At 67.6% G+C, this 12,387-nt stretch carries 13 protein-coding genes and 2 tRNA genes; 6 read left to right on the forward strand and 9 right to left on the reverse strand.

All coding sequences use genetic code 11. The features are described from left to right. Positions 1 to 239: 239 nt before the first annotated feature. The 6 genes from WFK61_RS03160 to katG all read right to left on the reverse strand — a co-directional run bounded on the left by WFK61_RS03160 (position 240) and on the right by katG (position 6,004). Positions 240 to 629 (reverse strand): c-type cytochrome, encoded by a 390-nt coding sequence (locus tag WFK61_RS03160; protein ID WP_336810064.1) that lies wholly within the window; start codon positions 627 to 629, stop codon positions 240 to 242. 11 nt (positions 630 to 640) lie between these two features. Then, positions 641 to 964 (reverse strand): hypothetical protein, encoded by a 324-nt coding sequence (locus WFK61_RS03165; RefSeq protein WP_336810065.1) that lies wholly within the window; start codon positions 962 to 964, stop codon positions 641 to 643. A gap of 26 nt (positions 965 to 990) precedes the next feature. Continuing rightward, on the reverse strand, positions 991 to 2,298 hold the full coding sequence (locus WFK61_RS03170; RefSeq protein ID WP_336810066.1) for a sulfite oxidase: 1,308 nt from the start codon (positions 2,296 to 2,298) through the stop codon (positions 991 to 993). An 83-nt stretch (positions 2,299 to 2,381) separates the two neighbouring features. Then, positions 2,382 to 3,167, reverse strand: a complete 786-nt coding sequence (locus tag WFK61_RS03175) for an anti-sigma factor (RefSeq protein WP_336810067.1) — start codon at positions 3,165 to 3,167, stop codon at positions 2,382 to 2,384. Beyond that, complete coding sequence (locus tag WFK61_RS03180; RefSeq protein ID WP_336810068.1) at positions 3,168 to 3,686, reverse strand: sigma-70 family RNA polymerase sigma factor; 519 nt, start codon at positions 3,684 to 3,686, stop codon at positions 3,168 to 3,170. It abuts the gene before it with no gap. Positions 3,687 to 3,829: 143 nt separating this feature from the next. Then, the gene (gene katG / locus WFK61_RS03185; RefSeq protein ID WP_336810069.1) at positions 3,830 to 6,004 is read right to left on the reverse strand and encodes a catalase/peroxidase HPI; all 2,175 of its coding nucleotides are present in this window, start codon (positions 6,002 to 6,004) and stop codon (positions 3,830 to 3,832) included. Between the two features lie 184 nt (positions 6,005 to 6,188). Between katG and WFK61_RS03190 the strand changes: the two genes are divergently transcribed. Further along, complete coding sequence (locus WFK61_RS03190; protein ID WP_336810070.1) at positions 6,189 to 7,124, forward strand: hydrogen peroxide-inducible genes activator; 936 nt, start codon at positions 6,189 to 6,191, stop codon at positions 7,122 to 7,124. 59 nt (positions 7,125 to 7,183) lie between these two features. On the opposite strand, the gene WFK61_RS03195 is transcribed toward WFK61_RS03190, so the two are convergent. Together WFK61_RS03195 and WFK61_RS03200 are read right to left on the reverse strand one after the other, a co-directional pair. After that, positions 7,184 to 7,489, reverse strand: coding sequence for a hypothetical protein (locus tag WFK61_RS03195; RefSeq protein WP_336810071.1), 306 nt, complete (start codon positions 7,487 to 7,489; stop codon positions 7,184 to 7,186). Between the two features lie 266 nt (positions 7,490 to 7,755). After that, positions 7,756 to 7,830, reverse strand: a tRNA-Gln gene (locus tag WFK61_RS03200). A gap of 147 nt (positions 7,831 to 7,977) precedes the next feature. Between WFK61_RS03200 and WFK61_RS03205 the strand changes: the two genes are divergently transcribed. The 4 genes from WFK61_RS03205 (at position 7,978) to WFK61_RS03220 (ending at position 9,967) form a co-directional block, all read left to right on the forward strand. Beyond that, positions 7,978 to 8,054 (forward strand) — tRNA-Pro (locus WFK61_RS03205). A gap of 206 nt (positions 8,055 to 8,260) precedes the next feature. Further along, entirely contained in the window at positions 8,261 to 8,416 is a 156-nt protein-coding gene (locus tag WFK61_RS03210) for a hypothetical protein (protein WP_336810072.1), read from the forward strand. Between the two features lie 485 nt (positions 8,417 to 8,901). Then, positions 8,902 to 9,036: a hypothetical protein gene (locus tag WFK61_RS03215; protein WP_336810073.1), complete on the forward strand. Its 135-nt coding sequence runs from the start codon at positions 8,902 to 8,904 to the stop codon at positions 9,034 to 9,036. A 16-nt stretch (positions 9,037 to 9,052) separates the two neighbouring features. Then, positions 9,053 to 9,967: an MBL fold metallo-hydrolase gene (locus WFK61_RS03220; RefSeq protein ID WP_336810074.1), complete on the forward strand. Its 915-nt coding sequence runs from the start codon at positions 9,053 to 9,055 to the stop codon at positions 9,965 to 9,967. 9 nt (positions 9,968 to 9,976) lie between these two features. Here the strand turns inward: WFK61_RS03220 and WFK61_RS03225 are convergent, their stop codons facing one another. Continuing rightward, positions 9,977 to 10,753 (reverse strand): DUF1499 domain-containing protein, encoded by a 777-nt coding sequence (locus WFK61_RS03225; protein ID WP_336810075.1) that lies wholly within the window; start codon positions 10,751 to 10,753, stop codon positions 9,977 to 9,979. 161 nt (positions 10,754 to 10,914) lie between these two features. Here WFK61_RS03225 and WFK61_RS03230 point away from each other — a divergent pair. Continuing rightward, positions 10,915 to 12,387: HAMP domain-containing protein (locus tag WFK61_RS03230; RefSeq protein ID WP_336810076.1), on the forward strand; the 1,473-nt coding region annotated here is incomplete at its 3' end.

The raw sequence follows: 12,387 nt of genomic DNA on the forward strand, positions 1-12,387 counted from the left end.
ACTTGCCTGCCACGCCAAAGTGCGGGTCATCCCGGGCGACCGCAGGGAGACCCGGGATCCATTCCGGAGCGCCCCCGAAGAAGGTTCAGGCATGGATCCCGGATCGGCGCGACTTCGTCGCTTGTCCGGGATGACCGCGTATTTGGGTCCAGGTTCCACCCTTGAAGCACAGACATCTTTTGCGGCCAGTCCCTCAGGACGAGGACATCAATCGTCAAACGCCTCCTGAGCAACCGCCGCTACGGCGCTTTCTTACCGGCAGCGTCGAACTGCTTGAGATAGGCCAAGAGGTCGGCGATGCGCTTCTCGTCCTTGAGGCCGGCATAGATCATCTTGGTGCCGGCCACCTTGGCGCGCGGGTTCTGGATGTATTCGGCGAAGGTCGCTTCGTTCCAGATGAGGCCGGAATCCTTCATCGCCGCGCTGTAGCTGTAGCCGTCGCGCGTGCCGGCCTTCTGGCCGACGACGCCGTTGAGGATCGGGCCGACTAGGTTCTTGGCGGTCTCGCCGACCTGATGGCAGGCGCGGCACTGGGCATAGACCTTCTCGCCGGCAGCAGCGTCCTGGGCACGGGCGGGCTGGATGGCGGCCGCGAGCAGCGCGGCGCCGGCGAAAACTGCGAATTTCATCTCGGGAAATCCTATTGCTTGGGAGCGAAGGGGCTGACCCAGCCGCCGCTTTTCGCCGGCGCCTTCGGCGGGAAGGCCTGCGCGAGATAGTCGAGCAGGGTCTTGCGCATGTCGGGATCAGGCTCCGGCATGCTGTGCTTCTCGGTCATCCAGTTGAGGGTCTCGTCCCAGCGGGCGCGATCCATGCCCTGCCGGCCGACGACCTTCATCGAATGGCAGGCGATGCAGTAGCCGAACGTCTCTTCGCGGCCGGGGAACTCCGGCAGCGTCTCGGCGGTCTCCTCCTGCGCGAAACCGGCGGAAGGGGCGAGGAGGATGGCCGCGAGAGCGGCCATCCGAAGCGATTGCACGAACACCATCGTCAGCCCACCATGATGGCGATGCGATGGAGCGGGTTGGAGCCGTAGCCCTGCGGATTCCAGTTCGTCGCGACATGCGGCTGGGCGACGCCGCGAGAATCGGTCGCGCGGGCCCAGAGCTCGAAATAGCCCTCGCTCGGCAGCTTGACCTTGCCCGTCCAGCGCACCCAGTCGTAACGGTTCTTCGGCTTGGCGAGCGTCATGGCGTGCCAGCGCTGGCCGGCATCGAAGGAGACCTCGACCTTCGCGACATTATGGTCGCCGGCCCAGGCCGCGCCGCGCAGCGTGACCTCGCGCGTCGCCGCCGGCAGGCGCGTGCCGTTGGCGGGCGCGCTGATGATCGAGCGGACCGGCATCGAGGTCAGGTCGGCGAAATTGGTCTTGCCGTCGGCATTCGAGCCGGGAACGAGCGGGATGGTGGGCACGCGATAGGAGGTGCCGCCCATGCCCTGCCCGTCATGCGGCGTCGCACGGACGAGGATGCGGTTCAGCCATTTCGACGAGAGCGAAGCCGGCCAGCCCGGCACGATGAGGCGCAGCGGGCCGCCATGGATATGCGGCAGCGGCTCGCCATTCATCGCCCAGACGATCAGGCAATGCGGCTCCAGCGCCTTCTCGATCGGCATGCCGCGCGAGATCGCATCCTTGGTGGTGTCGCCGGAGAGATGCGGGTCGGCGCCGAAATGGCCGGTGAACTTGGCGGAGGCCTTGAGGCCCGCGGCCTTCAGCACATCGGCGAGGCGCACGCCGGTCCATTCGGCGCAGCCGGCGCCGCCATTGGTCCATTGGTTGCCGCGCGCGGCCGGCTGATAGAACGAGCGGCCGTTGCCGCCGCATTCCAGCACCATGCGGAAGGTCTGCGGCTTGAAGCGGGATTTCAGCTCCTTGACCGTGAGGGTGAGAGGCTTCTCGACCTCGCCCTCGATCTTGAGCTGCCAGCCATCGACATCCTTGATCGGCTCCGGCACCTGGCCGTTATTGCGGATGAAGAACTTGGAGATCGGCGTGGTGTCGTCGTCGAGCAGGCTCTCGGGCGTCTCGGCGACGAGCGGACGGTCGCCGAGCAGGGTCAGGCCCTTGTCCTTGCCGGGATAGTCGAAAGGCTGCGGCCCCTTGGCCGGCGCAGCGGCCGGAGCGCCTTGCGCGACGGCAGAAGACGGGCGGGCGAGACTGCCGGCAGCAAGGCTCAGAGCGGCGAGGCTGCCGCCGAGAATGAGACGTCGCGATGTACGGGGGGTATCGGTGGCGCCGGCAGCAGGCACGGCATCGGTATCGGCTGCGCCCTCGCGCAGGTCTGCTTCGTTGAGCATGGCGTTTCTCCCGAGGACATATTCCTCACTGGAGACGACGCTTCAGGACTTCGATTTATTCCAAGCCGAGAGAAAAAATTTTCTTAGCCGAGGCAGGCGGGGCCGACGCTGCGCGCCTCGGCCAGCGCCGCCACCTGCTCGCGCGGGATGCCGGGCTCGTCACGCGTGATCCGGGCGACGAGCGCGGCGATGCCGTCGAGGCGGGCCGGATCGATGCCACGCCCGAGCAGGGCATAGCTCGCCCGCTCGCCACGCCAGGCACGGACCAACAGACCGTCGCGGTCCTGAACCGCCGGCTGCAGCGGCAGCGCTGCCTCGACCGGGGCGATCCAGAGGCCGACACGGCAGCCGTTCGGGCCGACATAGCCCGCGAGCATGCCACCGCCGCGACGCCCCGCCGGATCGAGCGAGAGATGGACAAGGCGCAGCGCGGCGAGCGTGAGATCCGGCAAGGCCCCGGCATCCGCGCCGGCCAACTCGACGCCAAGACGGGGCGCCTCGCCGGGCGAGGCCTGCGCGAGCCAGAGCTGATGCGCGGCGACGGCGGCGGAAAGCGACGAGCCCGGGGTCTGGCGGTCACCGAGACCGAGCGAGGCAGCGCCGGCAAGCAGAGCGAGGCAGGCTGCGACGGCCCAGGGCAGCCAGCGCGCAACGCGCGAGCGGGCTTGCGGCAATACGAAAGGCGGCGCAACCGGCACGGGCGCCGCGGCTTTGACCGTGGCGCGCAGCTTCGTCAGCGTCGCGACCTGCGCCGCGGCCTCGCGATCATGAGCGAGCGCCGCCGCGACCTTGGCGGCTTGATCGGGCTCCAGCTCGCCATCGACATAGGCGTTGAGCGTGGTCCAGGAGAGGATGTCGCGGTCGGTCACTTAATCGCTGGCTCGTTTGCGCTGCCGCGTGGCGAAGGGGCGAACCGTGCCGCCCTCGATCGCATTCAGAAGCAAAAGCCGCGCCCGACTGAGGCGGCTCATCACGGTTCCCACGGGCACGGCCAGGATATCCGCCGCCTCGCCATAGCGGAAGCCGGCGAGATCGACCAGTTCGATGACCTCGCGATAAGGCTGCTCGAGACGCTCCAGCGCCTGCCGGACGGTGATGACCGCGATCATCCGGTCGTCATGGCGCCATTGCTCGTCTTCGAGCGCCTCTTCGGCAGCCAGCGCGCCGGTCTCGCCGCGGCGATGCTCGTCGATCCAGATATTGCGCAGGATCGCGAAGAGCCAGGCCCGGACGCGCTCCCCCTCCTCGGGCGGCGCGGCGGCGAGCGCCTTGGTCGCGCAGGATTGCAGGAGATCGGCCGCGCCGTCGCGGCTTCCGCTCAGGCGCAGCGCATAGGAGAACAGGCGCTCCCAGTTCTGGCGCAGCGCGCGCTCGACGATGATACGCAAGGACAAAGCCCTCCGCAGCGGATGCGCCCTGTCTAGCGCAGCCTTCAGGAGGCTCCAAGCCTCGCCGAACACAGCGCTCCAACGAAAAGCCCCGCCGGCTGAACCGGCGGGGCCTGTGGTCGGTAGCTATGGTGAAATGCCGGTCAGGCCGCGTCGGCGCGGTCGGCGTTCATCACCTTGGCCCAGGCCGCGACGAAATCGTCGACGAACTTCCGGGCATTGTCGTCCTGGGCATAGACCTCGGCATAGGCGCGCAGCACCGAGTTCGAACCGAAGACGAGGTCGACGCGGGTCGCGGTCCACTTCACCGCACCGGTCTTGCGGTCGCGGATCTCGTAGAGGCCGTTGGCCGTCGGCACCCAGCTGTAACGCATGTCGGTGAGGTTGGCGAAGAAGTCGCTGGTCAACGCACCGACACGGTCGGTGAACACGCCATGCTTCGTCCCGCCATGATTGGTGCCGAGCACGCGCATGCCGCCGAGCAGCACCGTCATCTCCGCCGCGGTCAGGCCGAGCAGCTGGGCCCGGTCGAGCAGCATCTCCTCACCGGTGACGACATAGGCTTCCTTCTGCCAGTTGCGGAAACCGTCGGCGAGCGGCTCCAGCGGGGCGAAAGAATCCGCATCGGTCTGCGCGGCGGAGGCATCGCCACGGCCGGGCACGAAGGGCACGGTCACGTCGAAGCCGGCAGCCTTGGCCGCCTGCTCGACGCCGACATTGCCGGCAAGCACGATGACGTCGGCGACGCTCGCGCCGGTCGCCGCTGCGATCGGCTCCAGGACAGCGAGAACCTTCGCCAGGCGCGCCGGCTCGTTGCCGGCCCAGTCCTTCTGGGGAGCGAGGCGGATGCGGGCGCCGTTGCTGCCGCCGCGCTTGTCGGAGCCGCGGAAGGTGCGGGCGCTGTCCCAGGCGGTCGAGACCAGATCGGCGGCCGAGAGACCGCTGGCGGCGATCTTCGCCTTGACGGCGCCGACATCGTAGCCGACGCGGCCGGCCGGGACCGGGTCCTGCCAGATCAGCTCCTCGGACGGGACATCCGGGCCGAAATAGCGCGACTTCGGGCCGAGGTCGCGATGGGTCAGCTTGAACCAGGCGCGGGCGAAGGCATCCGAGAACGCATCGAAATCGTTGAGGAAACGCTCCGAGATCGCGCGGTAGGCCGGATCGACCTTCAGGGCCATGTCGGCATCGGTCATCATCGGGTTGTGGCGGATCGCGGCGTCCTCCACATCGACGGGCTTGTCCGCATCGGCGATCGAGACCGGCTCGTACTGCCAGGCGCCGGCCGGCGATTTGCGCAGCTCCCAGTCATGGCGGAACAGCATCTCGAAGAAGCCGTTGTCCCAGCGCGTCGGATGGGTGGTCCAGGCGCCCTCGATGCCGGAGACGACCTGATCGCGGCCGATGCCGCGGCCCTTCCGGTTCATCCAGCCCAGGCCCTGATCCTCGAGCGAGCCGCCTTCCGGCGCCGGGCTGAGATTGGCCGCGTCGCCATTGCCATGGCTCTTGCCGATGGTGTGGCCGCCAGCAGTTAGCGCCACCGTCTCCTCGTCGTCCATCGCCATGCGGGCGAAGGTTTCGCGCATCATCGCGGCGGTCTTGAGCGGGTCCGGCTTGCCGTTCACGCCTTCCGGGTTGACGTAGATCAGGCCCATCTGGACGGCGGCCAGCGGGTTCGCCAGCGTCTTGGCGTCAGCGACGTCGCCATAGCGATTGTCGCTCGGCGCCAGCCATTCCTTCTCCTCGCCCCAGTAGATGTCCTTCTCGGGGTGCCAGATGTCCTCGCGGCCGAAGGCGAAGCCGAAGGTCTTCAGGCCGGCGACCTCATAGGCGATCGTACCGGCAAGCGCGATCAGATCGGCCCAGCTGACGCGGTTGCCGTATTTCTTCTTGATGGGCCAGAGCAAGCGGCGCGGCTTGTCGGTGTTGGCGTTGTCCGGCCAGGAGTTCAGCGGGGCGAAGCGCTGATTGCCGGTGCCGGCGCCACCGCGGCCGTCCGAGATGCGATAGGTGCCGGCGGCATGCCAGGTCATGCGGGCCATGGTGCCGACATAGCTGCCCCAGTCGGCCGGCCACCAATCCTGGCTGTCGGTCATCAGCGCGCGCAGGTCGTTCTTCAGAGCCGCGATGTCGAGCTTCTTCAGCTCCTCGCGGTAGTTGAAATCCTTGCCGAGCGGATTGGTCTTGCTGTCCTGCTGGTGGAGGATGTCCAGGTTCAGGGCGTTCGGCCACCAGCTGGTGACGGAACCGCCGGTCTGGGTCATCCCGCCATGCATGACCGGGCACTTGCCGGCCTTCTTCACGTCGCTGCCGTCCATGATATCCCCCTTCGGAGCCTGCTGAATCGGGTCTTTCCGGCAGGCGCCTGACGCCTCGCGCCGGAAAGCGGCGTCTCCCGCACCCGCCCGAAGCCGATGCCGCGCCGTTCTATTCGAATGGTTCTAGGGAAAAGCTATCATAATGAGAACTTGAATTTTCAAATCATTACGATAATTTTTTCAAATGATATCGATCAAGCACCTCCGCTATTTCGCGGCCCTGGCCCAGCATCGCCATTTCGGCCGTGCGGCGGATGCCTGCGCCATCAGCCAGCCGGCGCTCTCGCTGCAGATCAAGGACCTGGAGGAGCTGCTGGGCGCGCAACTGGTCGAGCGCGATCGCCGGCAAATCCGATTGACCAGCCTCGGCGAGACCTTCGCCGGCCGGGCCCAGCAGATCCTGCGCTCGGTGGACGAGCTGGCCGATCTGGCGCGGGCCTCGAATCCGTCGCTGGGCGGCCGCCTGCGCATCGGCATGATCCCGACGGTCGCGCCCTATCTCCTGCCCGCGGTGATCCGGCGACTGACCGAGCGTTTTCCGTCCGTCGACCTGCGCCCGCGCGAGGCGGTCACCGGCAAGCTGACCGAGGACCTGATCTCCGGCGGGCTCGACATCGCCGTCATGGCCCTGCCGGCCTCGGAACCGTCCCTGCAGGATCACCCGCTCTTCGACGAGGAATTCGTCCTCGTCCGGCCGTTGGTCGACCGGCACAAGCCGCCGCCCGGGATCGACAGCCTGCGCGAGATGCGCCTGCTGCTGCTGGAGGAAGGTCACTGCTTCCGCGACCAGGCTCTCGCCTTCTGCAACATGGCGCCCGGCCTGTCGCAGGACCCGATGGAAGGTAGCTCACTGGCGACGCTGGTACGCATGGTCGGCGCCGGCATGGGCGTGACGCTGATTCCGGAAATGGCGGTCGCGGCGGAAACCTCCGCGGTGGAGGTCAGCATCGCGCGGCTGGCCGAACCACGGCCGGCGCGCCGCATCGGGCTGGTCTGGCGCAGGACGAACCCGCTCGCCCGGCATTTCCAGGAGATCGGCGAGATCGTTCGCGAAGAGCACGCCATTCTGCGGCGGCAGGACGGCGCCGCGCATTCATCGCAACCCGCACAATACGCCTGACACGAAAAAGCGGCCCGTTTCCGGGCCGCTGATGGATCGGCATTCGCCGGCGATTGCTCTTACCAGCCGGGATGGCGGCGATAATAGCCCGGAGGCGGGCCGTAGGGCCGCGGACCATAGCCGTAGCCCCGGCCATAATAGCCGTGGCGGGGGCCGTAACCGTGGCGGCGCTGCTCATAGCGCTGCTGGCGCATGGTCTCGCGCATGATCATGTGGCGCCGCTCGGCGGCGGCCGACCAGGTGTATTCCGCAGCCTGCTTGTCCAGCTGCTGCGCCGTCGAGGCCGGCAGATCCTGCGATGCCATCGCCGGAGCGGCCAGCACGATGCCGACGCCCAGGGCGGCGAGGGTGAGGAATTTCCGCATAAGCTTTCTCCTTGAACGTCCCGCATTAAACGCGCGAGCGGGCGAACGGTTCATGAACCGGGTTGTTGGCCCCTGTTCATCAAGCCGGGTTGCCGCGCGATTGCCGGCGGGCGCGCGGCCCTGATTTCGCGGGGGCGGCGTTTGACCGCTCGATTGCGGCAGGGATGCGGCGCGCCTTGCCACGGCCGGAGGGACCGGCGCCGTAACGCTTCCGGATCGTCGCGAGAGATCTGAAGACGGGTGCTTGGGCTGCGATCAACAGCGCTTGGCTGGGGCGCCAGGATTCGAACCTGGGAATGGCGGTACCAAAAACCGCTGCCTTACCACTTGGCGACGCCCCAATGTGGGGCGCCTTCTAGAACGCGGCGGCGCAACGCGCAACAGTCAAGCAGCCCTCGTTTGCCGCCCTCGGAAGAAATCCTGCACAACCTGCAAACAGGCTGTTGCGCCGAGGCCGCGTGCTGGCTATAAGCCGCCCACCAGCGGATCGGAGTGTGGCTCAGCCTGGTAGAGCACCTCGTTCGGGACGAGGGGGTCGCAGGTTCAAATCCTGCCACTCCGACCAAAATTTCCCGAGATATTTCTGATATCGAGAAACATGGCCCCTCCGGGGCCATTTTCGTTTCCGGGCCAATGCTCGGATATTCCCGACCGCCACGGAGCTGGCTCTATCGGCGCGGCGCAACGTTACCGAACGCAACATGCCTGACAGGGCCGTATCTGGCACGCGCCATGCGAGATTCTCCCGCAAGGACGAGAGAACGGACCCATATGGCACAGATCGAACTCGGATCGACACAGAATCATCGCCCACGAGCCCTGTCCTCGCGGGCCGTGGTCGCGCTTCTGGTGGGAACCATCGTCGTGGGGCAGTCGGCCTGGCTCGGATTGCTCGGCTATGGCGCCTGGCATCTGGTGTTCGGATAGGCTGAAACGCTGCTCAATCGTGCCAATCGAGGGTCGGGGCACGATCGGCAAGCTCAAGGAAGATGCCGAGGCATCCAAGCATGATCGTCATCGCGGTCAGCATCGCGGCACCCCAGGCACACCCGGAGCAACGGCTCCGGCGAGCCCCATGGTTGGGCGCATTTGCTTAATGCCCGGCTAAGACCAGCCGTGAGGAAAGCCCTCTTCCTGCCCCTGCGCGGGGAAACGCCGACGGCCCGGGCCAATGTCACCCATCCGTCAAACGGCATGACTATTGCGTCGGCTCCGAAACGGAGACCGACATGCTGCGTGACTGCCCGACCGACGCGAAAGCCACCCTCGCCCTGATCGCGATTTCCGCGATCTGCATCCTGGGCTGGCTTGCCGATCTCGGCCTTTGAGCGCATTGCAGCAGCCGATTTGGCCCTGTCATCCGGCTCTGCCAGCCTCTAGACTGTGGCCGCGATGAATCGAATGGTTGGGCCATGAAGCGCGTCACTCTCCTTGCCGGCATCCTCGGATTGGCCGTTTTCCTCTCCGGCTGCGACAAATGCGGCAATTTCGGCCCCCTGTTCGGGCCCTATGATACCAAGACCTGCGGCGGCCAATCGACCAACTGAAGCCGCATCGCCAGCGATGAGCGACGAGATCGCATTCGACCGTAGCGCGACGACGGAGGCCGGCACGGTTGCCAGCCTGTCCCCGCTGGTCCGCCGGATCATCGCCGGCAATAGCGGGCCGATGACCTTCACCGGCACCTGCTCCTATATCGTCGGCCAGGGCACCGTCGCGATCATCGATCCCGGCCCCGACGATGCCGGCCATGTCGAGCGCCTGCTGGCAGCGGTTCGCGGCGAAACGGTCAGCCATATCGTCGTCACCCACACCCATCGCGACCACTCTCCGGCCGTGCCGGCGCTGAAGGCCGCGACCGGCGCCGCGGTGGTGGGCTGCGGGCCGCATCGCCCGTCGCGAGAGCTCGGACCGGGCGAGGGCCGCATCCTCGACGCGGCCGCCGATACCGACTTCGCGCCGGATTGGGAGATGCGCGACGGCGACGCGGTCTCCGGGCCTGGCTGGAGTCTGGCCGCCGTCGCGACGCCGGGCCACACGGCCAACCATCTCGCCTTCACGCTTGCCGAGGAAGCGACGCTGTTCTCCGGCGACCATGTCATGGCCTGGTCGACCTCGATCGTCGCTCCGCCCGACGGCTCGATGGCCGCCTATATGGCCTCGATCGAGAAGCTGCGCGGGCTGGAGCATGCCCGCTACTGGCCGGGCCATGGCGGCCCTGTCACCGAACCACAGCGTTTCCTGCGCGGACTCGTCCAGCACCGGCGCCAGCGCGAGGCCGCGATCCTGAACCGTCTCGGCTCGGGCGACGAGACGATCGCCGCGATGGTGCCGGTGATCTATCAGGGCCTCGCCCCGGCCCTGCACGGCGCGGCCGCCCTCTCGGTGCTGGCCCAGCTGGAAGACCTCGTCCTGCGCGGCACCGTCCTGTCCAGCGACGCCATTCCGGCTCTCGCCAGCCGCTACAAACTGGCCTGACACAACCCGTCAGCGGCTCTCGGTCAGGAGCTCGATCTCGTCGGCGAAGGCCGCGATCCGGGCTGCATTCGCGCCGAGATCGTGGCTGCCGAGACGCGAGGCCGAGCGGATATCGATGCGGCTGCCGTCGACGCGCGGCCGGACGCGGATGGTGATGTCCTCGGAAAAGCGCAGGAAGCGGCCGCGCGCGACGGCTTCGACCCGGCCGGCGCCGCTGCGTCCGCCCGGCCGGGCCGATTCCAGCACCTGCCAGCCGAGACCGAGCGCCGCCCGCCGGGCGAGATCGAAGGCCGTGTCCGCCGGCAATTCGAGCAGGATCGGCACGGCCTTGGAATAGGCCTGCCGCTGCAGGCGCCGGCGCTCCGCGGGAACATCGGGCGGAACCCGCCCGGCGCGCGCGGTCAGCGCGGCCTGCGACCGGCTGAAGGCGGGCGGATCGTCGATATCGGTCGAGACATCGGCCAGGGCCGGCCGGGTCACCAGCCGGACCGCGACATAGCCGGCCGGCGCGAGCAGGATCAGCGAGAGCAGCATCGCGCCGGCCGCCTTGCCGACGCCACGGTGGCCGGACTGCCAGATGCGGATGAAGGCGAGGATGGCGAGGCCGAGCGCGGCGAGGACCAGAACATAGGCGCCGGCCACCGGCGCGAGGCCTTCGATGCTCGGCTCCCGCAAGCGCACGAGCAGCAGCGACAGGAGCAACACCGCGCAGGAAAACCACGCCAGCCGCCGGCTCCAGATGGCCGCGCGCGAAACCGGTTCCTCGAAGACGAGACGGCGGTGCATGCCCTTTCGTGCCCGTGACGCAACCGGAAGGCAAGTCACGGAACAGGCTAAGCGTAATCTTAATCAAATCGGCAATAAAACGGCGGGACGAGGTCAGGCTGCCGCCTGCCTCCCGGCTTCCATCACCGCCTTATCGCCGCCTGTCACGCCCGAGTGCCGCCGTGAAATTCTTCCCCTCGTCGATCCAGAACTATCTCGTTGCCACCATGGCCTGCCTGTGCGTGCCCGGCATCGGCGCCCTTGGCTTCATGGCGTACCAGTCCATCTCGGACGTGCGCAGCAACATGCAGCTGGCCGAGCTGGTCGAGGCCGACAAGGCCTTGCTGCTCGCCGGCAACGCGATCCGCACCGCACGCGGACAGGCCCAGACCAGCATCCAGGTCGCCGACGATCCGGCCGCGACGCTGAAGCAGATCGAGGAGAGCAATCGCGGCCGCATCGCCGAGGCGGTTGCCCAGCTCGACGAGACCGGCCTGCCGGGCCGCAAGGAGCTGATCGCCGGCATCCTGCAGCAGCAGAAGCTGACCGATGCCAGGATGGCCGATCTCTATGCCGAGGCCTCGAAGCCGAAGGCGCAGCGCAGCCTCGCCGCGACCATGCCGTGGTATAACGGCATCGGCGCGATCGAGGCCGCCATCGTCAAGGCATCCGACGAGACCTCCAACGCCGCCCGCCTCGCCGACCCGATCCTTGCCGACCTGCAGGGCTTCAAGTCGGCCGGCTGGGACGTGCGCTCGAATTACGGCACGCAGTGCTCTGTGCTCCGTCCGGCCTTCGGCTCGGGCAAGGCGCTGGAAACCGCGCAGATCCGCAAGCTCGGCGAATTGCGCGGTGTCTCCAACACCTCCGGCGAGACGCTGAAGCAGCTGGCCGCCCGCCCCGGCGTCGGCAGCGAGCTCGCGCGCAAGGTCGGCGTCATGTCGGCCGAGGTCGAGGCCTCGAACCGCAAGATGGACGAATTGATCGGCAAGCTCGGCCAGGGATCCGGCCCCGTCATCGCGGCGGAAGAGTGGACGAAGCAGTGCAATGGCCCGTTCACGGCCATCGTCTCGGCCGTCACCCAATCGCTCGACGACATGGTCGTGCGTACCGACAAGAAGCTCACCGCCGCCTGGGTCAAGCTCGGCATCGTCGCCGCGCTGCTGGCCTCCCTGCTCATTATCTGCGTGATGAGCCTGCGCGGCGTGCAGCGCCGGATCGCGCGGCCGCTGGTCTCGCTGAAATCGGCGCTGGACGAGATGCAGCAGGGCAATTTCGCCAAGGCCATCCCGGCTGCCCCCTCGCCGGACGAGATCGGCGCGCTGAGCGGCGCGCTCGAAATCTACCGCGAGAACGCGCTCGCCCTCGAACAGAACCGGCGCGACCGCGAACTCGCCATGCTCGCCGATGCCGAGCAGGCCGCCCATGTCCAGAAGCTGCTGGGTGAGGTCGCCACGATCGTCGCCGATGCCCGCGAGGGTAATTTCTCCGGCAAGGCGCAGGTCGGCGGCATGGAAGGCCCGCTCAAGGAGCTCGTCGAGGGAATCAACGAGATCAATGCGGTCGTGGACGGGGCGACGACGGAGTTCGCGGAGGCTCTGTCGGCGATTGCTGGCGGCGACCTGACCAACCGGGTCGAGACGGCCTATCGCGGC

The organism is Allobosea sp. MMO-172, from assembly GCF_037147855.1.
In the GTDB taxonomy this organism is placed as follows: Bacteria; Pseudomonadota; Alphaproteobacteria; order Rhizobiales; family Beijerinckiaceae; genus Allobosea.

Bases quoted from the DNA above. Each gene is read 5' to 3' on its own strand.
- WFK61_RS03210 (WP_336810072.1), top strand. From the start codon at position 8,261: ATGGCACAGATCGAACTCGGATCGACACAGAATCATCGCCCACGAGCC.
- WFK61_RS03225 (WP_336810075.1), bottom strand. From the start codon at position 10,753: ATGCACCGCCGTCTCGTCTTCGAGGAACCGGTTTCGCGCGCGGCCATC.
- WFK61_RS03190 (WP_336810070.1), top strand. From the start codon at position 6,189: ATGATATCGATCAAGCACCTCCGCTATTTCGCGGCCCTGGCCCAGCAT.
- WFK61_RS03220 (WP_336810074.1), top strand. From the start codon at position 9,053: ATGAGCGACGAGATCGCATTCGACCGTAGCGCGACGACGGAGGCCGGC.
- katG (WP_336810069.1), bottom strand. From the start codon at position 6,004: ATGGACGGCAGCGACGTGAAGAAGGCCGGCAAGTGCCCGGTCATGCAT.
- WFK61_RS03215 (WP_336810073.1), top strand. From the start codon at position 8,902: ATGAAGCGCGTCACTCTCCTTGCCGGCATCCTCGGATTGGCCGTTTTC.
- WFK61_RS03165 (WP_336810065.1), bottom strand. From the start codon at position 964: ATGGCCGCTCTCGCGGCCATCCTCCTCGCCCCTTCCGCCGGTTTCGCG.
- WFK61_RS03195 (WP_336810071.1), bottom strand. From the start codon at position 7,489: ATGCGGAAATTCCTCACCCTCGCCGCCCTGGGCGTCGGCATCGTGCTG.
- WFK61_RS03170 (WP_336810066.1), bottom strand. From the start codon at position 2,298: ATGCTCAACGAAGCAGACCTGCGCGAGGGCGCAGCCGATACCGATGCC.
- WFK61_RS03160 (WP_336810064.1), bottom strand. From the start codon at position 629: ATGAAATTCGCAGTTTTCGCCGGCGCCGCGCTGCTCGCGGCCGCCATC.